24 protein-coding genes are annotated in these 25,619 nt (G+C 71.8%); 10 read left to right on the forward strand and 14 right to left on the reverse strand.

Going from position 1 to position 25,619, the window contains the following annotated elements:
* Window positions 1-22 precede the first annotated feature (22 nt).
* On the forward strand, window positions 23-1,363 hold the full coding sequence (locus tag ACWDRB_RS11395; RefSeq protein ID WP_449892960.1) for an MFS transporter: 1,341 nt from the start codon (window positions 23-25) through the stop codon (window positions 1,361-1,363).
* Between the two features lies 1 nt (window position 1,364).
* Here ACWDRB_RS11395 and ACWDRB_RS11400 read toward each other — a convergent pair whose 3' ends face one another.
* Complete coding sequence (locus ACWDRB_RS11400; RefSeq protein WP_449892961.1) at window positions 1,365-1,910, reverse strand: GrpB family protein; 546 nt, start codon at window positions 1,908-1,910, stop codon at window positions 1,365-1,367.
* A gap of 22 nt (window positions 1,911-1,932) precedes the next feature.
* Window positions 1,933-4,086, reverse strand: coding sequence for a DUF6055 domain-containing protein (locus ACWDRB_RS11405; RefSeq protein WP_449892962.1), 2,154 nt, complete (start codon window positions 4,084-4,086; stop codon window positions 1,933-1,935).
* Window positions 4,087-4,339: 253 nt separating this feature from the next.
* On the opposite strand from ACWDRB_RS11405, the gene ACWDRB_RS11410 reads away from it, so the two are divergent.
* A complete protein-coding gene (locus ACWDRB_RS11410) occupies window positions 4,340-5,494 on the forward strand; it encodes an RNA-guided endonuclease InsQ/TnpB family protein (protein ID WP_449893718.1) in 1,155 nt (384 codons plus the stop codon).
* A 53-nt stretch (window positions 5,495-5,547) separates the two neighbouring features.
* Here ACWDRB_RS11410 and add read toward each other — a convergent pair whose 3' ends face one another.
* Complete coding sequence (gene add / locus ACWDRB_RS11415; protein ID WP_449892963.1) at window positions 5,548-6,477, reverse strand: adenosine deaminase; 930 nt, start codon at window positions 6,475-6,477, stop codon at window positions 5,548-5,550.
* Complete coding sequence (locus ACWDRB_RS11420) at window positions 6,474-7,412, reverse strand: nucleoside hydrolase (protein ID WP_449892964.1); 939 nt, start codon at window positions 7,410-7,412, stop codon at window positions 6,474-6,476. Before ACWDRB_RS11420 ends, add begins: the two co-directional genes overlap by 4 nt.
* A gap of 74 nt (window positions 7,413-7,486) precedes the next feature.
* On the opposite strand from ACWDRB_RS11420, the gene ACWDRB_RS11425 reads away from it, so the two are divergent.
* Together ACWDRB_RS11425 and ACWDRB_RS11430 are read left to right on the forward strand one after the other, a co-directional pair.
* The gene (locus ACWDRB_RS11425; protein WP_449892965.1) at window positions 7,487-8,479 is read left to right on the forward strand and encodes a LacI family DNA-binding transcriptional regulator; all 993 of its coding nucleotides are present in this window, start codon (window positions 7,487-7,489) and stop codon (window positions 8,477-8,479) included.
* A 16-nt stretch (window positions 8,480-8,495) separates the two neighbouring features.
* Window positions 8,496-9,416, forward strand: a complete 921-nt coding sequence (locus tag ACWDRB_RS11430) for a slipin family protein (RefSeq protein ID WP_449892967.1) — start codon at window positions 8,496-8,498, stop codon at window positions 9,414-9,416.
* On the opposite strand, the gene ACWDRB_RS11435 is transcribed toward ACWDRB_RS11430, so the two are convergent.
* Window positions 9,390-10,643, reverse strand: a complete 1,254-nt coding sequence (locus tag ACWDRB_RS11435) for a serine aminopeptidase domain-containing protein (RefSeq protein ID WP_449892969.1) — start codon at window positions 10,641-10,643, stop codon at window positions 9,390-9,392. The genes ACWDRB_RS11430 and ACWDRB_RS11435 overlap by 27 nt on opposite strands.
* A gap of 88 nt (window positions 10,644-10,731) precedes the next feature.
* Between ACWDRB_RS11435 and ACWDRB_RS11440 the strand changes: the two genes are divergently transcribed.
* Window positions 10,732-11,550 (forward strand): AraC family transcriptional regulator, encoded by an 819-nt coding sequence (locus ACWDRB_RS11440; RefSeq protein ID WP_350726141.1) that lies wholly within the window; start codon window positions 10,732-10,734, stop codon window positions 11,548-11,550.
* A gap of 42 nt (window positions 11,551-11,592) precedes the next feature.
* Complete coding sequence (locus tag ACWDRB_RS11445; RefSeq protein WP_449892971.1) at window positions 11,593-12,972, forward strand: pyridoxal phosphate-dependent decarboxylase family protein; 1,380 nt, start codon at window positions 11,593-11,595, stop codon at window positions 12,970-12,972.
* 9 nt (window positions 12,973-12,981) lie between these two features.
* Here the strand turns inward: ACWDRB_RS11445 and ACWDRB_RS11450 are convergent, their stop codons facing one another.
* The 4 genes from ACWDRB_RS11450 to trpB form a co-directional block, all read right to left on the reverse strand.
* Window positions 12,982-13,839, reverse strand: a complete 858-nt coding sequence (locus ACWDRB_RS11450; protein WP_449892973.1) for a thermonuclease family protein — start codon at window positions 13,837-13,839, stop codon at window positions 12,982-12,984.
* A gap of 141 nt (window positions 13,840-13,980) precedes the next feature.
* Complete coding sequence (locus ACWDRB_RS11455; protein WP_355197769.1) at window positions 13,981-14,736, reverse strand: GntR family transcriptional regulator; 756 nt, start codon at window positions 14,734-14,736, stop codon at window positions 13,981-13,983.
* A complete protein-coding gene (trpA, locus tag ACWDRB_RS11460; protein WP_397372964.1) occupies window positions 14,694-15,530 on the reverse strand; it encodes a tryptophan synthase subunit alpha in 837 nt (278 codons plus the stop codon). The genes ACWDRB_RS11455 and trpA overlap by 43 nt, the downstream gene beginning before the upstream one ends.
* On the reverse strand, window positions 15,527-16,720 hold the full coding sequence (trpB, locus tag ACWDRB_RS11465) for a tryptophan synthase subunit beta (protein ID WP_449892976.1): 1,194 nt from the start codon (window positions 16,718-16,720) through the stop codon (window positions 15,527-15,529). The genes trpA and trpB overlap by 4 nt, the downstream gene beginning before the upstream one ends.
* Before the next feature lie 193 nt (window positions 16,721-16,913).
* Between trpB and ACWDRB_RS11470 the strand changes: the two genes are divergently transcribed.
* The 3 genes from ACWDRB_RS11470 to ACWDRB_RS11480 all read left to right on the forward strand — a co-directional run bounded on the left by ACWDRB_RS11470 (window position 16,914) and on the right by ACWDRB_RS11480 (window position 18,781).
* Window positions 16,914-17,435 (forward strand): SigE family RNA polymerase sigma factor, encoded by a 522-nt coding sequence (locus ACWDRB_RS11470; protein ID WP_449892979.1) that lies wholly within the window; start codon window positions 16,914-16,916, stop codon window positions 17,433-17,435.
* A 23-nt stretch (window positions 17,436-17,458) separates the two neighbouring features.
* Window positions 17,459-18,313 carry a hypothetical protein gene (locus ACWDRB_RS11475; RefSeq protein ID WP_449892981.1) on the forward strand — a complete coding sequence of 285 codons (855 nt, stop codon included), beginning with the start codon at window positions 17,459-17,461 and terminating at the stop codon, window positions 18,311-18,313.
* A gap of 99 nt (window positions 18,314-18,412) precedes the next feature.
* Entirely contained in the window at window positions 18,413-18,781 is a 369-nt protein-coding gene (locus tag ACWDRB_RS11480) for a DoxX family protein (RefSeq protein WP_449892983.1), read from the forward strand.
* 8 nt (window positions 18,782-18,789) lie between these two features.
* Here the strand turns inward: ACWDRB_RS11480 and ACWDRB_RS11485 are convergent, their stop codons facing one another.
* Together ACWDRB_RS11485 and ACWDRB_RS11490 are read right to left on the reverse strand one after the other, a co-directional pair.
* Window positions 18,790-19,956 carry an FAD-dependent oxidoreductase gene (locus ACWDRB_RS11485; protein WP_449892985.1) on the reverse strand — a complete coding sequence of 389 codons (1,167 nt, stop codon included), beginning with the start codon at window positions 19,954-19,956 and terminating at the stop codon, window positions 18,790-18,792.
* Window positions 19,957-19,975: 19 nt separating this feature from the next.
* On the reverse strand, window positions 19,976-20,416 hold the full coding sequence (locus tag ACWDRB_RS11490) for an SAM-dependent methyltransferase (RefSeq protein ID WP_449892987.1): 441 nt from the start codon (window positions 20,414-20,416) through the stop codon (window positions 19,976-19,978).
* Between the two features lie 148 nt (window positions 20,417-20,564).
* Between ACWDRB_RS11490 and ACWDRB_RS11495 the strand changes: the two genes are divergently transcribed.
* Entirely contained in the window at window positions 20,565-23,288 is a 2,724-nt protein-coding gene (locus ACWDRB_RS11495) for a helix-turn-helix transcriptional regulator (RefSeq protein ID WP_449892989.1), read from the forward strand.
* Here ACWDRB_RS11495 and ACWDRB_RS11500 read toward each other — a convergent pair.
* The 3 genes from ACWDRB_RS11500 to ACWDRB_RS11510 all read right to left on the reverse strand — a co-directional run bounded on the left by ACWDRB_RS11500 (window position 23,285) and on the right by ACWDRB_RS11510 (window position 25,618).
* Window positions 23,285-23,533, reverse strand: a complete 249-nt coding sequence (locus tag ACWDRB_RS11500; protein WP_355197752.1) for a cell division protein CrgA — start codon at window positions 23,531-23,533, stop codon at window positions 23,285-23,287. The genes ACWDRB_RS11495 and ACWDRB_RS11500 overlap by 4 nt on opposite strands.
* A 39-nt stretch (window positions 23,534-23,572) precedes the next feature.
* Entirely contained in the window at window positions 23,573-24,547 is a 975-nt protein-coding gene (locus tag ACWDRB_RS11505; RefSeq protein ID WP_350726117.1) for a sugar-binding transcriptional regulator, read from the reverse strand.
* A gap of 72 nt (window positions 24,548-24,619) precedes the next feature.
* Window positions 24,620-25,618, reverse strand: a complete 999-nt coding sequence (locus ACWDRB_RS11510) for a substrate-binding domain-containing protein (protein ID WP_449892992.1) — start codon at window positions 25,616-25,618, stop codon at window positions 24,620-24,622.
* Window position 25,619: the final 1 nt, after the last annotated feature.

Here is a 25,619-nt window from a genome sequence, read left to right on the forward strand (position 1 = left end):
AAGACCTACCGAGGAGCGGTAGATGGCCGAGGAACAGCGACTCGACGCGACAGGTCAGCAGCAGACGAGAAGGCAACTGGTCCGGGCGGTGATCGCCTCCGCCGTGGGGACCTCGATCGAATGGTACGACTTCTTCCTCTACGGCTTCGCCGCCAGCACGATCTTCGCGGAGCTGTTCTTCCCCAAGAGCGACCCGACCACGGGTCTGCTCCTGTCTCTCGGCACCTACTTCGGAGGATTCGCCGCCCGCCCGATCGGGGCGGCGATCTTCGGGCACTACGGCGACCGGATCGGCCGCAAGGCCACGCTCATCATCACGCTCGTGAGCATGGGCATCGCCACCGCCCTGGTCGGGCTGGTGCCGACGTACGAGCAGATCGGCATCTGGGGCGGCATCCTGCTGACCGTGCTACGGCTGCTGCAGGGCATCAGCGTCGGCGGTGAGTGGGGCGGGTCCGTGCTGCTGGCCACCGAGTGGGGGAAGTCGCGCGGCGGGCGGCGGGGATTCCTGGGGAGCTGGCCGCAGTTCGGGGTGCCCGTCGGGCTCGTGCTCGGCTACCTGGCCCTCGAGGTGTTCCAGCCGCTCGACCCCGACTGGGGCTGGCGCATCCCGTTCCTGCTCAGCATCGTGATGGCCGGCGTCGGCCTCTACATCAGGCTCGGCATCCTGGAGACGCCGGTCTTCACCAAGGTCCTCCAGGAGAACCGGGTCGAACGCGTCCCCGTACGCGAGGTCATCGTCAGGAACTGGCGGGAGATCGTGCTGAGCGCGCTGCTCCGGACCGGGCAGCAGGCGCCGTTCTACATCTTCACCGTCTTCATCCTCACGTACGCCACCAAGACCCTGGGGTTCAAGGCCAGCGACATCTACCCGTACGTCATCGCCGCCGGGATCGTGTCGCTGTTCACCGTGCCCTTCTGGGGATACGTCTCGGACATCGTGGGGCGCCGCAAGCTCTACATCATCGGCTCCGCGGCCATGGTGGTCTGGTCGTTCGTCTACTGGCCGCTGCTGGACACCCGCGTCCCCTCGCTGGTCCTGCTGGCCATCGTGCTGGCGGCGCCCATTCACGACATCCAGTACGGCCCGCAGGCCACGTTCATCGCCGAGAGCTTCACCGGGCGGCTGCGCTACAGCGGGGCCTCGCTCGGCTACCAGCTGGCCTCGGTGACGGCGGGCGGGCCCGCGCCGCTGATCGCGGTCTGGCTGTACGCGACGTACCAGAGCTCGTTCGCCATAGCCGTCTATATGGCGATATGTGCACTGATCAGCGTGGTTGCGGCGTTCGCTTTGAAGGACCGGTCGAAGCAGGACTACGCCGTCGAGTACGACGACGTACGCGAGACCGAGACCAGCCCTTGAGTCACGCGTCGCTCGGGCCCGGCGTCCAGCCGGTGACCTGAGACCAGCCGTCGGCCTGGCGGAGCTTGTCCCAGATGAACGGCCGCTTCGCCTCGACGTATCGGTGCCGCTCGTGCCGGAACTCGGCCGCGAGACGCCGCTTGACCGCCGCGTACTCGGCCGCTGTCCCGGGGTGGGCGCGCAGGTAGTCGCGGAAGAGCAGGGAGAGCTGCTGGGAGAAGCTGCCCAGCACGCGTACGTGCACATGCGTGCGGCGCTCGCCCGGCGCCTCGCGGAAGTAGCGCTTGGTCAGGTCGGGATTGTCCGCCCGGTACACCAGGCCGAGGCTCTCCAGCGGCGATCTGAACGCCTCCGGCGGCTCGAACGACCGCACCGACACCTGGACGTCGATCACCGGCTTGGCCGCCAGGCCGGGCACCGCGGTCGATCCGATGTGATCGATCCGCGGTGCCACGTCGCCGAGCCGCCGGCGCAGGGCCTCACCGATCCTGGCGAACTCCTCGTGCCAGGCCGGGTCGTGGTCGGCTATCTCGACGGGGTCTGCCATGCGCCGATTATCCAGGGTCGCCTCAGCCGAAGGCGCGGACCTCCAGGAGCCCGACCGAGCCCTGGCCGCTCTGCAGCACGACCCGCAGCCTGGTGGTGCTGACAGCGGTGAACGTGACCGGGTTGTAGGCCCCGGCCGTGATCCCGTACGCGCTCGCCCCGGGCACGTCCGCGTACGCGCTGCCGTTCCAGTACTGCAGCTTCCACGAGGCGGGCACGCGCACGCCGCCGCCGTCGTCGAAGAAGTAGACCTCGGCCGACTTGATCGTCTGAGTCGAGGACCAGGTCAGCTCGGCCCACTGGGTGCCGGTCTCCGGCCAGGTGCCCCAGCGCGGGCTGGGCACGAGGCCGTCGTTGACGGCCGCGACGCTCTCCCAGGGCGAGGTGTACGAGGCCGAGGGGGTCGCGCTCAAGGCCAGGTTGACGGGCGTGGGGTTGCCGCCCCCGCCGCCGAAGGCGAGGTCGTCGTCGCTGAAGATCGGGTGGGACGGGTTGACGTCCGCCTCGCCACCGCCGCCGTCGCAGCGCCGGTCGGGGTTGAACATCAGGTACGTGCCCGAGGAGCAGGCCGCCGCGGGCTCGGCGTCGCCGCCGACGACCACGCTGCCGCCGAGGTTGGCGCCGCCCTGGACCAGCGCGCTGTTCTTCACCACGGCGTTGCCGCCGACGGTCGCGCCGCTGTTGACCCAGGACAGGTCCTCGATGCGGGCGTTGCCGCTGACCGTGCTGTTGCCGTACACGGCGGCCCGGGGGCCGACGTAGGCGGTGGCGGCCACGTTGGCGCGGTTGTCCACCCAGCCGCCGCCGTTGGAGTGCCAGTGGCCGCCGCCCGGCGCGGCCGGCTTCACGTGACCGGGCTCGAAGCCCCACGGCGTGGCGCCCTGCAGGCGGAACTGGTACGGGTAGCGGTAGTTCTTCGGGTATCCGTCGAGGAAGGCGTACTTGTGCACGGCGCTCGGGGCGCCGACGACCACGAGGTAGACGTCCTTTTCGCCCGCCTGGGTCTGGAAGGTCACCTCGCCGTTCGAGGAGTTGTAGATCGGGCTGTAGCGGGGCGTGCCATTCTTCACCGCGACGAACCCGTACGACCAGCCCGATCCGGCCGCGGAGTTGACGTGGCCCCTGAACCGCATCCGGATGAGCGCGCCGTCGCTGCTCGGGACGAGGCGGATCTTGTTGTAGCCGTAGTCGGAGGGGGCGATGGCGTCGGAGACGCGGAAGTGCCCGGCCGCCGCGTTGACCGCCTGCGCCTCCACGCCGTTGTAGGCCGTGACGAAGGGATACAGGCTGTTGATGAACGGCATGAAGTCGGCGCGGTTGGAGTAGTCCCACGTCACGTTGCGCTGGGCGTACTCACCCAGCCGCCGGTTGAGCTCCGCCTGGTCGATGCCGGCGATGCGGCGGTAGGTCTCCAGCGGGTGCTCGTTGCTCCTGGCCTCGTTCCACAGGCGGTTGAACATGGCCAGGCCGTCGCGGTCCTTGATGTACTGCAGCAGCATCCAGTTGCCGTAGTGGTGCCGGCTGCTGCTGTAGGCGAGGTTCTCGGTGCGGATGAACCTCGTCAGGTCGCCCGCCGCCGTCTTCGGGTAGACCTGCATGGCCATGAACTCGGCGCTGGTCTCCCAGAACGTGCCCGCGCTCGGGTCCGTGAACCCGTAGCCGGACCTGCCGAGGAACGTGTAGTTCTGGAACACGTGCCCCAGCTCGTGCGCCAGCCCCCAGGAGCCGGGGAGCGCGGCGGCGGGGGCGATGTTGATGACGCCGACCTTGCCGTCGGTCGAGCCGCCCGTCGCCCACGCGTCGAGCGGCGCGTTCGACCACGTCCTGGTGACGATGACGATGATCTTGTACTGGGCCAGCAGCCCGGTCTCCGGCGTGAACTTCATGGTGTTCACGTAGAAGGAGTAGAGGGTCTCAAGCTGGCTGAGCATGTTGTCGGGGTCGAAGTTGTACGGGGAGGGCGCGGTCTTGGGGTTCGTGCCCGACCGGTCGCCCCATAACAAGATGAAGTTGGCGGACTCCTTCGTACGGTCGCCGGCCCACGGCACCTCGCCCGTGCTCTGCCACCGCGCGGGGATGAAGACGGCCTTTGCCGCCGCCGTGGCCGCCGGGGTGGTCGTGAGGAACGCGGTGACAAGCATCAGAAGGGCGACCGTCGCCGCCCGCAATCGTCTCATTCGGAAACCTCCGGGAGCCGCTCTTTGTGTTAGCGCTAACACTGTGCGTTATGTCACATATTTTGGAGCGGCATAGAGTGTTGAGGTTCGCAACAGAGACTGTCAAGACCCGGTGAACCTTTCAGCTCTACTAGCGAGGAATCCCCGGTTCTTTGGTGTGAAGACCAAGTGGGCGTGGGGGCTGTGGACAACGCTGCGTCCACGGCGGATATCGGGATTCGGTTCCCACTGTGGCGGCGTGGACTTCACGGTAATGTGTTCGATTGTGAGGCTGGTGGTGCAGGTGAAGCTCCTGCCGACGCCCGAGCAGGCGACGGCATTGGAAGCCACTCTTCGTGCCGCGAACCGGGCCGCCACTCTGGTTGCCAGGATCGCGTTCGACCAGCGATGCTTCCGCAATTTCGACTTGCGCAAGCACGCCTACGAGCAGGTCAAGGCGGAGTTCGGACTGGCCGCGCAGGCCGCGCAACATGTGATCAAGAAAGTCGCCGATGCCTACCGCACGCTGCACGCCAACGTGGCGGCCGGGAACTTGGGCAAGCCGGGATCTCGGAGGCGGGTCCAGGTCGAAAACCGGCCGATCGGCTTTCGGCCGGGGGCGGCGCAGCCGTATGACGATCGGTGCCTGTCTTGGCAGCACGGGGGCCGGACGGTGTCGATCTGGACGGTGGCAGGGCGGTTGCGCGGCATCGCCTTCACTGGCTCGGTCCAGCAGTTAGCGCTGCTGGCCACGTATCGCAAGGGTGAGTCGGACCTGGTGTGGCGGGAGGGTATGTGGTTCCTGCACGCGACCATCGAGGTGCCGGGGGTCCCGATCACCGTGCCGGACGGGTTTCTCGGGGTGGATCTGGGTATCGCCAACATCGCCACCACCAGCGACGGTGAGCGGCGCAGCGGCAAGCTTCTGAACGCGGTCCGTCACCGGCACCGTGAGCTGCGCCGCCGTCTGCAGGCCAAGAACACCAAGAGCGCGAAACGGCTGCTGAAACGGCGCCGCCGCAAGGAGGCCCGCTTCGCCGCGAACGTTAACCACAGCATCGCCAAGCAGATCGTGACCGAGGCAGAACGCACCGGACAAGGGATCGCTCTGGAAGACCTTCAGGGCATCCGTGACCGGGTACGGCTTCGCAGGCCCCAGCGGGTCGCGCTGCATTCGTGGAGCTTCCACCAGTTGGGGGTCTTCATCGGTTACAAGGCTGCCCGTCTGGGGGTGGCCGTGATCCACGTGGACCCGTGCTACACCTCCCAGCAATGCTCGCACTGTGGCCACGTGGACAAGAACAACCGGCCCGACCAGGAAACCTTCATCTGTACGTCGTGCGGCTTCGCTGAGCACGCCGACGTCAACGCGGCCCGCAACATCGCTTCACGCGGTGCGGCGGGCTGGGCAGTGAGTCACGCTGCCTGACGCGGACTGGACCGTCGACGCCATCGACGGCGAGGAACTGCAAGCTCGGTCGTTTACGACCGCGAAGCTGACTTCCGAAAGGCCGCCTCCGCCGCGTTCGCCTGCGCGAGCTTCTCCTGCTCGGCCGTCCACCCGGCGAACTCCCGCTCCAGCGTGGTCCCGGCGGTGGTACGCGTGTCGGTGCTGATCGTGACCGCCAGCCCGTACTCCAGGAGCGGGATCGCGGGGTGCTCCGACACGTCGGGGACGGCGCCGGTCAGCACGTTGCTGACCGGGCACATGTCCAGGGAGATCCGGTCGCGGCGCAGCCGTTCGAGCAGCGCGGAGTCGCCGGTGCAGCGGACGCCGTGCCCGATCCGGCGGGCGCCGAGCACGTCGATCGCCTCCCACATGCTCTCCGGGCCCGCCGCCTCGCCGGCGTGCACGGTGCAGGGGAGGCCGGCCGCGTGGGCGAGGTCGAACGCCGCCCGGTGCGGCGTGGCCGCGTACAGCAGCTCGTCGCCGGCCAGGTCGAGCCCGGCCACCTTGTCGCGGTGCCGCAGCGCCGTCTCGGCGACGGCCAGGCTCTGCTCCGGCGTCTGGTGCCGCAGGCAGCACAGCAGCAGCCCGGTACGCACTCCCGTCGCCGCCTCGCCCGCCGCCAGGCCCTCGGCGACGGCCTCGACCGCCTCGTCGATGGTCATGCCCTGGCGGCCGTGCTGCTGCGGCGCGAAGCGCGCCTCGCCGTAGACCACGCCGTCCGCGCTCCAGTCCTCCACCAGCTCGCGGGCGGCCCTGCTCAGCGCGTCGGGCGTCTGCAGCACCTGGAGGGGCACCTCGATGTACGTCAGGAACCGGCCCAGGCTGCCGCACCCGGCGGGCGCCGTCACCAGCTGCTCGACGGGGGCTTCCAGGGTGATGCCCTGGCGGCGCGCGAGATCGGCGATCGTGCTCGGGCGTACCGATCCGTCGAGGTGGCAGTGCAACTCGTAACGCTGGTTCATCGCGGTCCCTCACAGGTGTCGAAGAGCAGTTGCTTGAAAGCGGTCTCGTCCACCCGCCGCACCAGTGTCAGGTTCGGGGCGGGGGCCGAGCGGCGGCGGTCGATGATGAGCTGGCCGCGGGTCTCGTCGCCGAGCGCGACGTCCACGTACGCCCGCTCCCGCTCGACGGCCAGCTCGGGCCGGAGCGCCACGGCCATGGCGACGGGGTCGGGCAGGTCGTAGCCGGACAGGCCGGTGACGTCACGGGCCCACTCGGCGACCGTGCGGTTGACGCGGTGGGCGAAGGTGGCCATGGGGGTGCCGAGCTGCTCCAGCCGGAGCTGGTCCGCCGGGGTCATCACGGCGTCCCGGCGCGAGACGTCCCAGCCGATCCAGGTCACCTGGTCCGGCGTGGCGGCCTGGAGCACCACGCGGGCGGCCTCGGGGTCGGCCCACACGTTGAACTCGGCGGTGGCCGAGACGTTGCCCCACAGGTCCGCGGCGCCGGCCATGCAGTACACGTGCCGGTACCGGGAGAGCAGGTCGCGGTCGCGGAGCAGGGCGGCGGCGAGGTTGGTGAGCGGCCCCAGGGTGACCAGCGTCAGCTCGCCCGGGAGGTGGCGGGGCGCGGTCAGCAGGACGTCCACGGCGTGCTCCCGCTCGGCGACCCACAGGGGGTCGGGCAGGCCCAGATCGCCCATCCCGTCCTGGCCGTGCACGTGCTGGGCGGTGGACAGCGCGCGGGTCATGGGGCTCTCGCAGCCCTCGTGGACGGGGACGTCCGGGTGGCCGGCCGTCTCCAGGGAGATGAGCGCGTTGCGGGTGGCGGTCGCCAGGGGCACGTTGCCCGCCACCGTCGTCACCGCACGTACGTCGGCCAGGCCGCTGGCGGCGGCCAGCAGCAGCGCCACGGCGTCATCCGAGCCGGTGTCGGTGTCGACGATCAAGGGCAGCACGGTCACCTCTTGTCTAATCGTTTAGAACTGCCAAGTGCATATCTAATCGATTAGATGCGAGAATGTAAACCGCCATGAGGAAACGTCCGAGCACTCTGGCCGACGTGGCCCGCCGAGCGGGGACCTCGACGGCGGTCGTCAGCTATGTGATGAACAACGGGCCCCGTCCCGTGGCGGCCGCCACCCGCGAGCGGGTCCTGGCCGCGGCGGCCGAGCTCGGCTACCGGCCCAACCGCATCGCCCGCGCGCTGCGCTCGCGCACCACGGGCGTGGCCGGGCTGGTGCTGGCCGACGCGTCCAACCCCTACTTCGGGTCCCTGGCCAGGCACGTCGAGCGGGCGCTCGAGGGCCGCGATCTGCTCACGCTGGTCGGCAACGCCGGCTACTCGGCGCAGCGCCAGCGGCATCTCGTCGAACGTTTCCTGGCCGCCCAGGTCGACGGCCTGGTGATCGTCTCGGCCGACTCCGTGGGCGACGTGGCCGAGGTGGCCGAGGCGGCCGGCGTACCGGCCGTCTACGTCCACAACGGGCCTCCGGGCGCGCCCGTGGCGGCGGCCGACAACCAAGACGCCGTACGGGAGGCGGTCGCGCACCTGCGCGGGCACGGGCACCGGCACATCGCCTTCCTGGCCGGCCCCGACGACGAGGGGCCCGTGGGCGTGCGGCGGGCGGCCTGGCACGCGGCCGTCCCCGGCGCCGAGCTTTTGCGCTGCGACTACTCGCGGGCCGACGCGGACGCCCTGACCCGCGGCCTCGCCGACACGGGCACCCTGCCACCTGCCCTGGTCACGGCCACGGACGAGCAGGCCATCGGGGTCCTGTCCGGCGCCTGGGCCCGCGGCGTCGCCGTCCCCGACCGGCTGGCCGTGATCAGCCTCGACGGGACCCCGGAGAGCGCCCACACCGCTCCGGCGCTCACGGTGACCGAGCAGCCGCTCCAGGCCATGGCCGAGCAGGCCGTGGCCCTGCTGTTCGACGAGGCTCCCGCCCCGCTCGCCACTCGCGCCGCCCTGATCCCGCGGCGCAGCTGCGGCTGCGGAGGAGGAGATCTGGACCTACTCTCGTAAGAGAAGGGATAGGTCCATGGACATCAACATCGTGCTCGGAGTCATCGCCTTCTTCCTCTTCTTGGTGATGGTCGCCGGGGTGAGAGTCGTCAACCAGGTCGAACGCGGCATCGTCTTCCGCTTCGGCCGGGCACAACAGCAGATCCGCGACCCGGGCCTGAGGTTCCTGATTCCCGGGGTCGACCGCATGCGGAAGGTCAACGTCCAGATCGTCACGATGCCGATCCCCACGCAGGAGGGCATCACCAGGGACAACATCTCCGTACGGGTCGACGCCGTCGCCTACTTCCGGGTGCAGGACCCGATGCGGGCCGCGATCGAGGTGCAGAACTACCTGTTCGCCGTCGAGCAGGTGGCGCAGACCTCGCTGCGGTCCATCATCGGCAAGAGCGAGCTGGACGACCTGCTGACCAACCGCGAGGAGCTGAACAGGGGCCTCGCGCTCATGATCGACAGTCCGGCGCTCGGCTGGGGCATCCACATCGACCGCGTGGAGATCAAGGACGTGCAGCTGCCCGAGGCCATGAAGCGGTCGATCGCCCGCCAGGCCGAGGCGGAGCGCGAACGGCGCTCCAGGGTGATCGTCGCCGACGGCGAGCTGCAGGCCGCGAGCAAGCTGGCCGACGCCTCGGGCATCATGGCCCAGACGCCGGGCGCGCTGCAGTTGCGCCTGCTGCAGACCGTGGTGGAGGTCGCCGCGGAGAAGAACTCCACGCTGATCATGCCGCTACCGGTCGAGCTGCTGCGCTTCTTCGAACGGGCGACGCAGAACGCCGCACCGGCCGAGCCCGCCACGGTCGGCTCCGAACGGGTGCGGTCCGAGCGGCCCGCGCTCACGGAGGAGGAGGGCGTTCCCGAGCTGCCCGCGCAGCGGAGCGAGAGCGAGTCGGCCCTTGAGACCGGACAGAAGTCAGGTGATCTCCCGCTGACCCGGTGAGAGCCACTCGGCGATGTCGGCGACCACGGCCGGATCGACGTGCTGGGGCGGCTCGTACTCCGCCGGGGTCGAGGGGCCCGCGCCGGGGAAGAACAGGTGGTTGCCGGCGTCGTGGACGCGGAACGTGACGTCCGGCCGGTGCGCGAGCCCGGCCCGCCACCGCGCCAGGTCGTCGTCGACGGTCACCTGGTAGTCGCGGCCGCCCTGGAGGATGAGCATCGGCTTGTCCAGCGCCGCCGCGGTCGCCACGGGGTCGTAGCCGCGCATGTCCAGCCAGTACGAGCCGGAGAAGCCGAACGGCAGGTCCTCGGCCGGCGTGGCGGGCGACAGGTCCGGGCCGGCGACCGTGGCGGCCTGCCGGGTGATCATCTCGACCGCCGGCTGCCAGTCGGGATTCACCGAGGCGAGGTAGCGGACGACGCGTACGGCCGCCTCGTGCATCGGCTGGGCGTCACCGGCCATGATCACCAGACCGGCCACCGACGGCTCGGCGGCGGCGATCCGCGGGGCCGCCTTGCCGCCCATGCTGTGGCCGAGGACGAAGACCCGCCCGGGGTCCACCTCCGGCCGCCGCCGGAGCAGGTGGACGGCGGCGACCGTGTGCGGGACGTACTCGTCGGCCATCGTGAAGTCGCCGGCCAGCCGGTCGGCGTGGACGTGGGTGACCTTGTCGTAGCGCAGCACCGCCACACCTCGGCTCGCCAGGCCCCAGGCCAGATCCTTGAGCGGCTTGTTCGGCCCGCTGGTGGCGTCGCGGTCGAACGGCCCGCCGCCGCTGAGCAGCACCACACCGGGCCACGGGCCTGGACCGCGCGGCAGGCTCAGCGTCCCGGGCACGGCCAGTGGGCCGGAGCCGACGGTGACCTCGTGCTCCTCGAACCGCTCCGGGCGGGCGTAGGCCGGCGGCTCCCACACCGCGGTATCCAGGGGTGCGAGGCGCAGGCCGTTCAGCAGGCCGGCGTCGTCCACCGACATGACGACCGCGAGCCCTCCGCGCTCGCACGTCACCGGAACGCTCACCCTGACCAGCCCCGCCCGGATCGGCTCGCAGGCCGGCTCCCCGACGGCGGAGACGGGCCCGATCTCGGTGGCCCAGGCGGCCCGCAGCGCCTCGGCGGACACCTGCGCCCGCAGCGGCCCCGCGAACAGGTCCTCGATTTCCGTGAAGCGTCCCTCGCGGGCCATCTCGACGACCGTCGTGGCGGTCGCCGCCGGGTCGGCTGCCATACGTCTCAACCTTTCTCGATTTATGCGAAAGGTAGCACAGGATGAGATCGTAGAAAATGCCTACTCTGGACCTAACGGGGAGGACGCCATGGCATCTGCGGAGTTCGCCAGCTATTGGCGTTATCGCGGTCTCGGCGGCCTGGATCTGATGCGGGCGCGTTTCGTCCGCCGCCGGTTCGCCCGGCACAGCCATGAGACGTACGCGATCGGGACGCTGGAGGCGGGCCTGGAGGAGATCCGTTTCGCCGACGGCGTCGAGTACGCGGGCATGGACGACGTCGTGCTGATCGAGCCCGGCATCGTCCACACCGGCGAGCCCCCGACCGCCGACGGGTGGACGTACCGGGTGCTGTACCCGAGCGTCGAACAGGTGCGGGAGGTCGCGGACGAGCTCGGCCTGCCCGCTGGGATCCCGTCGTTCGACCGGAGGGTGGTGTCCGACGTACGGGTGGCCCGGCGGGTGACGGCGGCCCATCGCGCGGCGGAGTCCGGCCCGTCGCTGGCCGCCGACTCCCAGCTGCACGCACTGCTGACCCTCGTGCTCGGCGCGTACGGCACGCGACTCCCGAGGCGCCCGGCCCGCTCGGCCGGGCGGAGGAGCATGGCCCGGATCCGCGACCTGCTGCACGCGACCATGCCGGACCCGCCCGGCCTGAACGAGCTGGCCGCCGCGGCCGGGGTCACGCCGTTCGCGCTGTTGCGCTCGTTCCGGCGCGCGTACGGCATGCCGCCGCACGCGTACGTGACCCAGCTGCGCGTCGCGAAGGCCCGCGAGCTGCTGCGACAGGGCACGCCGCCGGCCGAGGCCGCGGTGGCGGTGGGGTTCTGCGATCAGTCGCACCTTTCGCGGCACTTCCGCAGCCTCGTCGGCGTCCCGCCCCGCGCCTACCAGCGCGGGGTGCAATAACGTCCAATCCTTGGCCTCCGCCACCGGTCTACGGTGCCTCGCGTGACGACCGACGAAAGTGCTCTTCCCCTCGAACTCGACCGATCCGCCGTCGCCCGGCTGGGCCGCCAGGCGGTGGACTTCCTGGCCGACTGGGTCGCCGAGCTGGACTCGGCGCCCGCGAGCGACTACGGGCAGGCGGACCGGCCGGCCACCGCGCTGCTCCGGCCGCCTGCCGACGGCCCCGGCGACTTCGGCGCGCTCCTGGAGACGTTCCGCCAGGCGGCCGGGCAAGGCGTGAACACGGCGGGGCCCGGCTATCTCGCCTACTTCCCGGCGGGTGGGCTGGTCACCGCGGCGCTGGCGGAGCTGCTCGCCCAGACCGCCAACCGCTTCACCGGCGTGGCCCAGATGTCACCCGCCCTGGTCGCCATGGAACACGGGGTGCTGACCTGGTTCTGCGACCGCTTCGGCCTGCCCGCGGGCGCGGGCGGGCTGGTCACGACGGGTGGCTCGCCGGCCACGTTGTCGGCGCTGCTCGCCGCCCGGCACGGCCGCCCGGGCGACGGCACGTTGTACGTGACCGAGCACACGCACTACTGCGTCGCCAAGGCCGCCCGCATCGCGGGCCTGCCTCCGGAGCGGATCCGCGTCGTGCCCGCCACCGCGGACCTGCGCATGGACGTCGCTTCGGCGGCCAGGATGATCGCCGACGACCGCGCGGCGGGACTGCACCCGTTCCTGCTGGTCGCCACCGCCGGAACCACCAGCTCCGGCACCGTCGATCCCCTGCCCGAGCTGGGCGAACTGGCCCGCCGCGAAGGGCTCTGGTTCCACGTGGACGCCGCCTACGGCGGCGGCTTCCAGCTCACCGAACGCGGCCGGACCCGGCTCGCCGGGATCGAGGCCGCCGACTCGATCGTGCTGGACCCGCACAAGAGCCTCTTCCTCCCGTACGGCACCGGCCTGCTGCTGGTACGCGACCCGGCCGTGCTCCACGCCGCCCACGCGGCCGACGGCCGGTACCTTCAGGACCTGCGGGCGCTGGACGGCCTGCCCGACTACGGGCACCTCGGGGTGGAGCTGACCAGGGAGTTCCGCGGCCTGCGGCTGTGGCTGCCGCTGCACCTGCACGGCGTGGCCGCCTTCGAGCGGGAGCTGGACGAGAAGCTCGACCTCGCCGGCCACGTCCACCGCCGGCTCGCCCAGGACCCGCGCTTCGAGGTGCCGTGGCGGCCGGACCTGACGGTCGTGCTCTTCCGGCTGCGTGGCACGGACGAGCGCAACCGGCGGCTCCTGGCGGACGTCAACGAGACCCGGCGCGTGTTCCTGAGCAGCACCACCGTCGACGGGCGGTTCTTCCTGCGCCTGTGCGTGCTCAGCTTCCGCACCCACGCCGACCGCGTCGAGGAGGCCCTGGGCATCATCGGCACGGCGGCGTGAGCGACGGGCCTAGTGCTTGATGGGCAGGTCCTTGCGGGCCTGCTCCAGGTCCTTCTTCCAGATCCACAGCCGGTTCGGCGGCGGGACCTGGTGGTAGCCGAACAGGCCGACCTCGGTCAGGGTCCGCAGGTCCACGCACACGCGCTCGTAGGCGTTCGCGACGGCCGCGGCGGGGTTCTTCAGGTCCTTGGTGCCGAGCTTGACGCAGGCCCGGTACTCGTAACCCAGCAGCAGCTCCGGGCCGAACTGCGCCCACGCGCCGCGCTTCTGCTGCCAGGCCACCTCGGCCTCGTCGAGCATCAGGTTCAGGTCGAACGAGGGCGGGATGGAGGGGTAGATGAGGAAGCTGGCGGCCCATCCGAGGGACAGCAGGTCGAGGTTGAAGGTGCGGCGCTGCGGGTCGTCGCGGGGCGGCATCGGGTCCGACGTCCCGCCGGCGAACCAGGGCGCGGTGTAGGCCAGCAGGCGGCCGTGGTTCTCGACGAGCTCGCCGGTGGCGACGACGGCCAGCTTGCGCTGGGTGCCGTCCGGCCGGGTCAGGCGGGTCTTCACCATGGTCTTGTGCGCCTCGGCCGCCAACTGGCCGGCGGTCATGTGGTGGTCCGCGGCGTTCGGGGTGATGCGCGAGATGAGGTATTCGCGTAGATGCTCGGGGATGGCGTCGTACGTGCCGTCCTGCAGGCGGGCCTTGGTCCGCTCGAGCGCGGCCTGGGCCGTGACCGGGGTGCCCCCGAAGTGGGTTTCCGGGGTGTCGATGGACACCATGCGGACCGACATTTCGATCTTCGGGGTGTCACCGTCGACCACATCGGTGAGCTTGTAGTCATTGGCGGGACGGCTGGGCCCGACGAAGCCGAGATTGATCATTTTGCGCTCCAACACCGGGTGAGACCTGGAGCGCCAACATCGCAGCCGATCGGTCTTCCCCGGCGACTGACACGCTGACCTGGGCCGACGTAGATCGAAAACATTGACCAAGATCTACCTGGGCGGCCTTGCGCGTGGGGGTCAGGTGCTCGGGCCCCAGGTGAGGGAGAGGCCGGTGGCGGCCCGTTCTGTGCGGATCTCCATCATGCTGCCCAGGATGGTGGCGTGGTCGGCGACCAGCGCGGTGGCGTCGAGCGCGTACGTGATCCGCTCGCTGAGGAAGACCGGGCTGCCGGGCGGCTCCCCGAGGTGCGCCGCGACGGCCGGGTCGAGCCGGCCGGGCCGGATCTTCTCCGAAGCGCGCGCCACCGCCACGCCGCAGTCGGCGAGGGCGCCGTAGAGGGAGACGGCGGTGAAGTCGCGATCGCGGATCTGCTCGGCCGCCGGCCGCCGGATCCAGGAGACCTGGTGGATCGCGGGGCGGCCGGCGAACTCGCGCACCCGTTCCAGCCGCAGCGCGCTCTCGCCGGGAGCGGTGCGCAGCTGCGTGGCGACCCCGGCCGGGACCCGGCGCAGCGAACGCCCGAGCACGACCGTGCGTACCTCGTGGCCCTGCTTCCTGAGGTCGTCGGCGAGGCTCTGCAGGGAGCCCAGCTGGTAGGCCAGGTGCGGCGGGGACACGAACGTGCCCCGGCCGGCCTGCTGCACGATCAGCCCTTCGTCGCTGAGCTGCCGGAGCGCCTGGCGGAGGGTCATCAGGGTGACCCCGTACGAGGCGCTCAGCTCGCGTTGGGGCGGCAGCGCCGCGCCGGGGGCGTAATGTCCCGACCGGATCTTCGCGGCGAGGTCGGCGGCTATGGCGCGGTACCTCGCCTCGTGTCCGGCGTCGCGGGCCATCGTGTTTCGTCACGCTCCTGGTCAAGGGCCCGCCGCAGGCCCGTCAGGTAGGCGCCGACGTCGTCCGGCGCCGCCCCGTCGAGGATCCGGCGCATGATCGCGGCACCGATGACGACACCGTCGGCGCGCCGGGTGGCTTCCACGGCCTGTTCCGGCGTGGAAATGCCAAATCCTAGCAAGACCGGCCGGTCGCTGCCCTGCTTGATCCGTTCGGTGAGGGCCGCGGCGGGCTCGGCGAGCGCGGCCCGCTCGCCGGTGGTGCCCATCACCGAGACGGCGTAGACGAAGCCCCGGCTGCGGCGCGCGATCTCGTCCAGCCGTCGCCGCGGCGTCGCGGGGGAGGCGAGCAGGACCAGGTCGACGCCGGTGGCGGCGGCCGCGTCCGCCAGCTCGCCGGCCTCGTCCAGCGGCAGGTCGGGCACGATGAGCCCGGCGATCCCCGCCCGGCGCAGCGCCCGGCAGAACTCCGCCGGGCCGTCGCGCAGCACCAGGTTGTAGTAGGTGCTGGCGACCAGCGGCACGTCCAGGCGCAGCTCGGCGACCTCGGCCAGGATGCCGTGGGCCGTCGCGCCCCGGGCCAGCGCCGCGTCCGACGCCTCCTGGATGGTGGCGCCGTCGAGCGTCGGGTCGGAGAACGGCAGGCCGAGCTCGATCGCGTCCGCGCCGGCGGCGGCGAACGCCCGCAGGTAGCCGGTCCAGCCGGGGGCGATGCCGCCGGTCACGTACGGCATGAGCAGCTTGTGGCCGCCGTCGCGCCGGGCGCGCAGCGGGCTTTCGAGCAGGCCGGTGCTCATACCAGCTCCTTCAGGGTCGAGATGTCCTTGTCGCCCCTGCCGGACAGGGTGAGCAGGACCGTCGCCCCCGGCGGCAGCTCGCCCGTACGCGCCGCGCGGATCACCCACGCGACCGCGTGCGCCGACTCCAGCGCGGGCACGATGCCCTCGGTACGGGCCAGCCGCACCGCCGCGTCCACCACCTCCTCGTCGGAGACCGTGACATAGCGCGCCCGGCCGAGGTCGCGCAGGTGGGCGTGCTCCGGCCCGACCCCCGGGTAGTCGAGGCCGGCGGCGATGGAGTGCGCCTCGGTGATCTGCCCGTGGTCGTCCTGGAGGAACAGCGAGCGGAAGCCGTGCAGCACGCCGAGGCTGCCCCTGGCCGCCCCGGCGCCGCCCTCCGCCTCCACCCCGACCAGCCGGGCGGTGGTGTCGACGAACCCGGCGAACGTGCCCGCCGCGTTGGAGCCGCCTCCCACGCAGGCCACGACGTAGTCGGGCACGGCGGCCGGGAGCGCCCCGGCGCACTGCCCGCGTGCCTCGTCGCCGATGACCCGCTGGAACTCGCGCACCATCCACGGGTACGGGTTGGGCCCGATGACCGAGCCGACGCAGTAGTACGCCTCCTCTGTCGCCGTCACCCAGTGGCGCATGGCCTCGCTGGTGGCGTCCTTGAGGGTACGGCTGCCGGTGCCGACCGGTACGACCTCGGTGCCCAGCATGCGCATCCGGAACACGTTCAGCTCCTGCCGCTCGACGTCCCGTTCCCCCATGAACACGGTCGCCGGCAGCCCCAGCACCGCGGCGGCGGTCGCGACGGCCACGCCGTGCTGCCCCGCGCCGGTCTCGGCGATCAGCCGCTTACGGCCCATCCGGAGCGCGAGCAGGGCCTGGCCCAGCACGTTATTGATCTTGTGGGAGCCGGTGTGGGCGAGATCCTCCCGCTTGAGCAGCAGGGTCACGCCCAGCTCCGCCGACAGCCGCCGCGCCGGGGTCAGCGGCGTGGGCCGCCCCACGTGCAGGGCCAGCGACTCCGCGAGGCTCTCGCGGAACGCCGGGTCGGTCCTGGCCTCCCGGAAGGCCGCCTCCACCTCCCGGCAGGCCGCGACCAGCGACTCCGGCACGTAGAGCCCGCCGTACTCCCCGAACCTGCCCCGCTCCCCGGGATCCTCCATCACACCTGGCCGCGTCGCCAGGACTCCTGTCGTCATGTGCCTCACCTATCTAGAACTCTTTCGACTGTTCTATAACTGTGGCACAGATGCCGTGGAAGCGCTACGCCGCCCGGTCCCCGACGTGAGCGTGGCTCGCGGGCGGGCGGGGATATTTCCGGTGCTCTCCGGTCAACCGGACGTGAGCCTCAGGGAGTGTCAGGAGGTGGCACGACCGACGAGAGGAGCGCGGGTGGATGCGGAATTCGTGAGTTTCGTGCGGCACCGGGGAGACCATCATCTGAAAACGGCGGTCCTGCTCACCGGCGACTGGCACACGGCTGAGGATCTGGTCCAGTCCTGCCTGGGCAAGCTGTATCGCGTGTGGCATCGGCTGGACACCAGCAGCGACCCCGACGCCTACCTGCGCCGGATCCTGGTCAACACGTACCGGTCCTGGTGGCGTGCCCGGTGGCGGCGCGAGATCCCGCGCGCCGAGCTGCCCGAGTTGCCCGGTCCCGGTGACGTGGGGGACACCCGGGCCGTGGCCGAGGACGTACGGAAGGCGCTGGCGCGACTGCCTGCCAGGCAGCGGACGGCCCTGGTGCTGCGGTTCTTCGCCGACCTGCCGGAAGCCGAGGTCGCCGATCTGATGGGCTGCTCACCGGGGACGGTCAAGACCCACACGCATCGCGGCCTGCAGGCGATGCGGCGGCTGATCTCTCCCGACACGCTGGTCAACCGAACCGAGGACGAAGGGAGTGGGATCCGGTGAGACACCGAAACGAGGAGCCGTCCATGAACGAGCACGAACTCCGCACGCTGCTCATCAAAGCGACCGAGGACCGGCCGGCGGGCATCGACCTCATGCCGGCGATGCCGAGGCGCCGGCTGGCCAGGGTCCTGGTCCCGGTCGCCGCGCTGGCCGTCGCCGCCGCGGTGGCCGCGGTCGCGGTGGTGCTGCCCGCGACCCAGTCGTCGGCGCAGGCCCAGGTGATCGCCGCGGTCGAGAACACCAGCCAGGAGAGCTACCGCATCCATGTCACGTCCGATGCCAAGGAGTTCGACGGTGCCATCGACCCCGTCCGGCGGATGGGCGTCATCACGAGGCAGGACGGGGCCGAAACCCGGTTCGTCGGCGACCTGATGTACGTCCGGGAGAGCGGCGCGACGTGGCTGGTCTCGCCGCGCGCCGACGCCGAGCTGGCGGGCGCGCCGCCGGTCATCGCCCTGGTCAAGCTCGCTCCCATCGACCCTCATGCGGCCCTGGAGCGGCTCCGTACGGCCACTGACGTCCGCGAGGCCGGCACAGCCTCCGGGCAGGGCTGGGCCGGGCAGCGGTTCGCGTTCTCGCTGGAGGCCGGGGGCGGTGCCGACGTGAAGGCGGGCACGGCGGAGGCGGCCACGGGCACCGTGGACGTGGACGACCAGGGCCGGATCCGGCACCTGGAAGTCGCCTTCGGCGATTCCGGCAACCGGAACGTCATGGACTTCAGCGACTTCGGCACCCCCGTCTCGGTCACCGCTCCGCCCACCGACCAGGTACGGCAGCCGCCCGCCGACAAGTTCGGCAAGCCGACCGGGAAGCCGACCGACAGGGCGCGGCAGGAATCCGATGGCAAGGTCGGGGAGCCCACCACCAAGACGTCCTGACCGGCCACGCGCGGGGCCCGGACACATCGCCGCGGGCGATGTCACACTCGCCGGCATGGAGAGCTCTCAGGAGGCGACACCGCCTTCCAGGGAGCTCTCTTGACCACCGCCTATGTCGTCACCGCCCTCGTGACCATCGCCGCCAACACGTTCTCGGGCTTCGCCGCCATCACCCGGCTCGAACCGATCATGCGGACGCTCGGCCCCGCCCTGAAGACGGCGGGAGTGCCCGAGTCCTGGCTGGTCTTCCCGATCGGCGCGCTCAAGGTCGCGGGCGCGCTCGGGCTGGCGCTCGGCCTCCTCGGCGTGCCACTGGTCGGCACGGCCGCCGCGGCCGGGCTCATCCTCTACTTCGTCTGCGCCCTCTACACCCACCTGCGCGTCAGCGACTTCTCGCCGATGTTCTTCCTGGCGATCGGGTTTCTCGGGCTGGCGGCGGCCACGCTGGCGCTGGACATCCTGAGGTGAAGCGGCGGCTACGAGTCTGCCGTGGCCAGCTCGGACAGGTTCATAGCCATCGCGTGGTGGACCGCGGGGACCCAGTCCAGCGCGCGCAGGGCCGTGTTGCGCAGGGAGCGCAGCGGGCCGTTGCCGACCGTCGCGATCCTCGTCATCCGGTGGGTGAAGGCGACCACGTCCTCGGCGACGGGACGGCGCTCGGTCCCGTACGTGTCCAGGATCGTCTCGGGAGCGCCGTCGCGCAGCACGGCGGTGAGCTTCCCGGCCAGGGAGAGGGCGTCCTGGATGCCGGTGTTCATGCCCTGGCCGCCGGCTGGGCTGTGGACGTGGGCCGCATCGCCGGCCAGGAAGATCCGGCCCGCCCGGTAGCGCTCGGCCAGGCGGTGGTGGACGCGGAACCGCGAGCTCCAGACGAGGTCCGTGACCGTGGCCGGCTGGGTACGCGGCCCGCGGGTGTCGAGGAGCGACTGGATGTCGGCGACGCCGGGACGCTCCGGAGCCTCCTCGACCGTCGCGACGATCCGGTGGCGGCCGCCCGGCAGCGGCGCGACGACGGTCACCCCTTCGGGGGCGAAGTACAGGGCGACCTCGTCGCTGGGGCCCGCCCAGTCGAGGCGGACGTCGGCCAGCACGAACGACTGGGCGTAGGTGTCGCCCGTGAACGCGATCCCGGCCTGCTCGCGCACCGTGCTGTGCATGCCGTCGGCGCCGACGGCGTACGAGGCGCGGATCTGGCGGCCGTCGGACGTGGTGGCGGTGACCCCGGTGGCGGTCTGCTTGACGGCCGTGACCGCGTACGGGCGGTGGACGGTGCCGCCCGCGGCCCGGAGCCGGTCCAGCAGCACCTGCTCGGTGATGTCCTGGGGCACCAGCAGCGTGTACGGGAAGTCGGTCGGCAACTTGTCGAAGGCCACGGTCAGCAGGACCCGGTCGCGGTCGCGTACGGTGAAGCGGGGCACGGTGACCCCCCTCGACACCAGCTCGTCGCTGACGTCGATCGCGCGCAGCACCTCCAGGGTGCGGGCGTGCACGACCGCGGCCCGCGAGGTGTTGGCGCCGCTCGCCGCCTTGTCCACCAGGACGGCGTCCACGCCCTGCCGGGCCAGCGAGGTGGCCAGGGCCAGGCCGGCCGGGCCCGCGCCGACGATCAGGACGTCCGTGCCGGCCGGAAGTTGTGCGTTCATACCGCGAAATCCCCTTGTCTCAGTAGTAGTTGCGCATCAGTTCGGTCGCCCAGGCCGGCTGTACGGTCTCGCCCTGCGGCCCGAACTCCGCCATGTAGGGCTTGAGATCGAGGACCGGGCTGCCGTCGATGGCGTCCAGACCGCGTACGCGCACGTCGAGGCCGTCCACGGCGAGCAGGCGGCAGCGGGAGACCCCCAGCCTGTTCGGCCGGTTCTTGGCCCGCTGCGCGAAGATGCCCACCGGCGGCCAGTCCGGATTGCCCCTCGGGCGGCGGGCCGCGGTGTGCACCGACTCCGGGTCCACCAGGTGGAAGAGGAACACCACCTCCAGGTGCGAGAACGCGTTCAGCCCCGCGAGGGAGTCCGGCTGGAACTGCGTCCCGTCGAGGCGGATCACCGCTTCCTCGGTGTTCCAGTCGTCGTCGAACGCCTCGGCGCGCCCGCCCACGACAGTGCCCACCGGTTGCAGGGTGACGGCGTGCTCCACGGCTTCCTCCAATGTCGGGTTTCCGCTCACGACCGTACGGGCCGGGGCTCGCGGGTGAATAAGTCACGATGACCGGGTTGCTCGCGGGCGGCGGAGGCCGCTTAGGTAGGGTCGGGGCATCATGATCGGGCGAAATGCCGAGATCGCCCTACTTAGCGGGCTGATCGCCGAGTCCGGGACCGGCCGGGGCAATGCCGTCGTCGTGTACGGAGAGGCCGGGATCGGCAAGTCGGCGCTGCTGGCGGAGGCAGCGCGGGCGGCGGGTGACGACGTGCTGGTGCTGCGGATCACCGGCGTGGAGGCCGAGGCCGAGCTGCCCTTCGCCGCCCTGCACCTGCTGCTGCGGCCGGCCCGGCACCTCGTCGCGGGGCTCCCCGAGGCGCAGCGGGCGGCCCTGCTCGGCGCGTTCGGCGAGAGCCAGGGCGGCGCCCAGGACCGCTTCCTCGTCGGGCTCGCGGTGCTGACCCTGCTCGCCGAGCTCGCCGAGGAACGTCCCCTGCTGTGCCTGATCGACGACGTGCAGTGGCTGGACCGCGCGTCGGCGGACGCGCTGGTGTTCGCGGCGCGCAGGCTGGGGGCCGAGCGGATCACCATGATCCTGGCCGCCCGTGACGACGGTGCGCAGCCGCCCGTGCAGGGCGTCCCGGAGCTGCGGCTCGCCGGTCTCGGCCGGGCGGACTGCGAGCGGCTGCTCGCCGGGTCGGCCGCCGATCTGGTGCCCGAGGCGCGGGACCGGGTGATCGAGGAGGCCGAGGGCAACCCGCTCGCGCTCCTGGAGTTCGCCGCGGCCCTCGTCCCCGAGCAGCGGGCGGGGCGGCTGGCTCCGCTGCCCCTGCAGGCGCCCAGGCTCCCCCTGCCCGGACGGCTCGAACAGTCGTTGCGTGCCGCCATCCGGCGGCTCCCCGAAGCCACGCAGCTGCTGCTCCTGGTCGCCGCGGCCGAAGGTTCGGGCAGCCTGGAGCTCGTCCTGCGGGCCGCGGAGGGCTTCGGGGCCGGGCTGCCCGACCTGGAGCCGGGCGAGCGCCACCATCTGGTGCAGATCTCCGACGGCCGGCTGCGCTTCCGCCATCCCCTGGTCAAGACCGCCGCGTACCACGAGGCGCCGCTCGCCCGGCGGGTGGCCGCCCATCGCGCGCTGGCGGACGCCCTCGACGGCGACGAGCACGCCGACCGCAGGGCCTGGCACCTGTCCGCCGCCGCCGTCGGTCCCGACGAGGAGATCTCGGACGTGCTGGCGGCGGCCGGAGAGCGGGCCCGGCAGCGGGGCAGCCACGCGTCGGCGGCGACGGCGTACGAGCGGGCCGCGCAGCTGACCGTCGATCAGGGCCGGCGGGCCCGCCGGCTGGCCGCTGCCGCCGAGTCGGCGATGGGCGCCGGGCAGTTGGCCCGCGCCGGCGCCGCGGCCGACCGGGGCCGGCGGCTGACCGGGGACCCCGTGGTGCTGGCCCGGCTGGTCGCCGTGCGGGCCGCGGTCGACTCCGAGCACGGCAGCCCGACGCCGGCGGCGCTGATCGACGCGGCCGCCGGCATCGCCCGCACCGCGCCGGCCGACGCCGCGTCCCTGCTCGCGACCGCCGCCGCCGAGGCCTGGTTCGCGGGTGACCGCGCCGCGCTCGGGCGGGCCGCGGAGCTGCTGGAATCCGTCGTGCCCGGCGACGACCCCGTGGCCGGAACGGTACGCGGCATGGAGCGGGTGGCCGCCGGCGACCCGGCCGCGGGGCTGCCGCTCATGCGCGCCGCCATCTCGCCGCGCGCCGCCACGGACCCGGTCGCCGGTACGTACGCGGTGTTCGGCGCGTTGATGACCGGCGACGACGAGGCGGCCTGCGAGCTGGCCGCGGCCCGCGTGGCCGCCTGCAGGGAGCAGGGCCTGATCGGCGCGCTGCCGCATGCCCTGCAGCTCCTCACCCAGGCGCAGCTCCTGCGGGGAAGGCACGCGGAGGCGGCGGAGTCGGGCGCCGAGGCCTGGCGGATCGCCCACGACACCGGGCAGGCGGGGCGGCTGCGGCATCTGCACGGCATCCTGGCGTGGCTCGCCGCCGTCGAGGGCGAGGACGACACGTGCGTACGGCTCGCCGACCAAGCCGACGGCGCCGCGCGGGAACGCCACGGATCGGGGTGGGGCGGCTGCGCGCTGATCCTGCTCGACCTGGTACGAGCCCGGTACGACGCGGCGGCCGAGCGGATGGCGCGGATCCTCGACGGCCCGCTCGGGCACACCGTGATCGTCACCTTCGCCATGGCCGACCACGTCGAGGCCTGCGCCCGGCTGGGCGACCCGGGCCGGGCAGCGGAGGCGTTCGCCCGGTTCGACGCCTGGGCGGCGGCCAGCGGACGGCCGGGCGCCGCCGCCGTCGCGCATCGCTGCCGCGCTCTCCTCGCCCCGCGCGGCGAGGCCGAGGCCCACTACGGCGCGGCGCTCGAATGGCACGCCCGGGGCGGGCGGGTGTTCGAGCACGCCAGGACGGAGCTGCTGTACGGCGAATGGCTGCGGCGGGCCCGCCGGCGCTCCGACGCCGGGGCGCAGCTGCGATCGGCGATGGGCCGCTTCGCCGCGCTGGGCGCCGCCCCCTGGGCCGAACGGGCCCGTACGGAGCTGGCCGCGACCGGCGCCCGCGCCGACCTGCCAGAGCTCGGCGTGGCGGCGAAACCGCTCGACGCGCTGACCCCGCAGGAGCTGCAGGTCGTCCGGCTCGCCGCGACGGGCGCCACGAACCGGCAGATCGGCGCCCAGCTCTTCCTCAGCCCGCGGACGGTGGGATTCCACCTGTACAAGGCGTACCCGAAGCTGGGGATCTCCTCGCGCGCCGACCTGGCGGGCCTCGACCTGGGCCGTCCCGCCTAGGGTCGGCGCCCCGACCTTACGATCACCGTCACCAGCAGGGCCAGGGCGAACGCCGCGCCCAGCATGAAGAGACCGAACCCGGCCAGCAGGTTCCAGTTACCCAGGTCCGACAGGACCGGGAGAGTGGGGTCCACGTAGTACAGGACGATCCACGCGACGCCGACGAACCAGGACACGCCCATTGCCGCGGCCAGGCGGCGGGCCAAGCGATTGGTCGGCGCTACACGAGCTTGAAGATCGGACACCGGCATCACCCCATGTTCGGTGGATCCAGCGTAACGCGATCAGGAGCAGAGCAGGCGGGCGATCGTCAGGTCGGTGATGAGGACGTTGACCCAGCCGCCCTCGATCGCGGCCTTGATCGCGGAGAGCTTGCGCATGCCGCCCGCGACCCCGACCCGGCGCTCGACGGCGCGGAAGGTCGGCGCGTCGATGCCGATGACGCGCTGGTCGAAGCCCGAGTCGACGGGTTTGCCCGTGGTGTCGAAGAAGTGCAGGCAGACGTCGCCGACGGCGCCGAGCCCGCGCAGCTCCTCCTGGTCGGCCTGGCTGACCGCGTTGCCGCTGCTGAGCAGCAGGGGCGAGGGCTCCAGGCTGCCGATGCCGACCAGCACGACGGTCAGGTCGTGCCACTGCGCCTGCACGTCCTTCACGCTGGGGTCCTCCAGCAGCGCGTCGCGGATCGCGGTGGTCGCGACCACGCCGGGCAGGGGCACGAAGATCGGCCGGGCGTAGGTGAGGTTGGCCAGGCGGGCGACCAGCCGGGTGGCGTGCACCTGCGCCTCGGGGCTGCCGACCCCGCCGACCAGCTGGATGACGCGGTCGGCGACCTGGGAGTTCTTCTGCGGCAGGCGTTCGACCGTGGCCAGCAGGGTCTCGCTCCAGGAGGAGATGCCGATCACGTCGCCGCCGGTGAAGGTGACGCCGAGGTAGGCCGCGGCCGCCGAGGCCAGCGGCGGGATCACGTCGTCCTGGTAGTCCTCGACGTCCACGACCACGGCGTCGCGCAGGCCGTAGCGCCGCTGCAGCTCCTCCTCCAGCTCGGTGTGCACCCCTTCGGGGAGCGTGACCACCGTGCGGACCATGCCCCGCGTGACCGCCTCCTTGAGCAGGCGGGACACGCGGGGCTGGGAGATGTTGAGCGTGGCGGCGATCTCGGGCTGGCGCATGTTCTGCTCGTGGTACATGCGCGCGACCCGGGCCAGGAGGCGCAGGTGATCCTTGGTCGTGTCGCGCCTACGTTCCGCGTTCTGGACCACCGCGTACTCCTTTCTATTCACTCCTGAATGAAGCCTATTGTCCGAACCACCGTGGCGGAGACCCCGGCGGGGTCACTTCCTGGCGAACACCCCGAACTCGTCGGCGTTGTCGGCCGTGACGAGCTCGCAGTCGATGGACTGCTTCTCGTCCTTGCCCGTCTTGCCGGTCTTGATGAACTGGTCGGCCTGGTCCACCGCGCTGGTGGCGCCGAGCGCGGCGGGCTGCAGCCCGGTGGCGTGCATCTCGCCCGCCTTGATGGCGGCGATGGCGTCGGGGCTGCCGTCGAAGCCGACGACCACGACCTTCTTCAGCAGTCCCGCAGCCTTCAGCGCCGCGACCGCGCCCAGGGCCATGGTGTCGTTGCCGGCGATGACGCCCTGGATGTCGCGGCTCTTCTGGATGATGGTCTCCATCTTGGTGAACGCCTCCTGCTGGTCCCAGTTGGCGCTCTCCTTGGCCACCGGCTTCATGTCCGGGTACTGGGAGATCACGTCGGCGAAGCCCTTGGAGCGGACGCTGGCGTTGGTGTCGGACTCCTTGCCGACCAGCTCGACGTAGTTGCCCTTGCTCTTCATGGCCTCCACGAACGACTGCGCGACCAGCTGGGCGCCCTGGGAGTTGTTGGAGACGATCTGGGCCTTGGCGACGCCGCTGGCGTTGATCTCCCGGTCGATCAGGAAGACCGGGATGCCGCCCTGCGCGGCCTTGCGGACCGGCCCGATGGAGGCGTCGGCGCCCGCGTTGTCCAGGATGATCGCCTTGGCCTGGCGGGAGATGGCGGCGTCGATCAGCTCGCTCTGCTTGTTGGGGTCGTCGTCGTGGGAGGCCACGGACGTCTGGTAGCCGAGCTTCTCGGCCTGCGCCTTGGCCGCCTCGGCCTCGGCCTTGAAGAACGGGTTGTCGTGCGACGGGGTGATGATCGCGATCAGGCCGCCGGCGGCCGCGGCGCTGCTGCTGCCCGCCTTCGCGGTGCTCGCGGGCTGGTCGCCGCCACCGCTGCCGCAGGCGGCGAGCGTGGTGCAGCCGAGCAGGACGGAGAGTGCCAACGTGACGATGCGGGTGGGGGGCATG

This window comes from Nonomuraea sp. NPDC003707 (assembly GCF_053587055.1).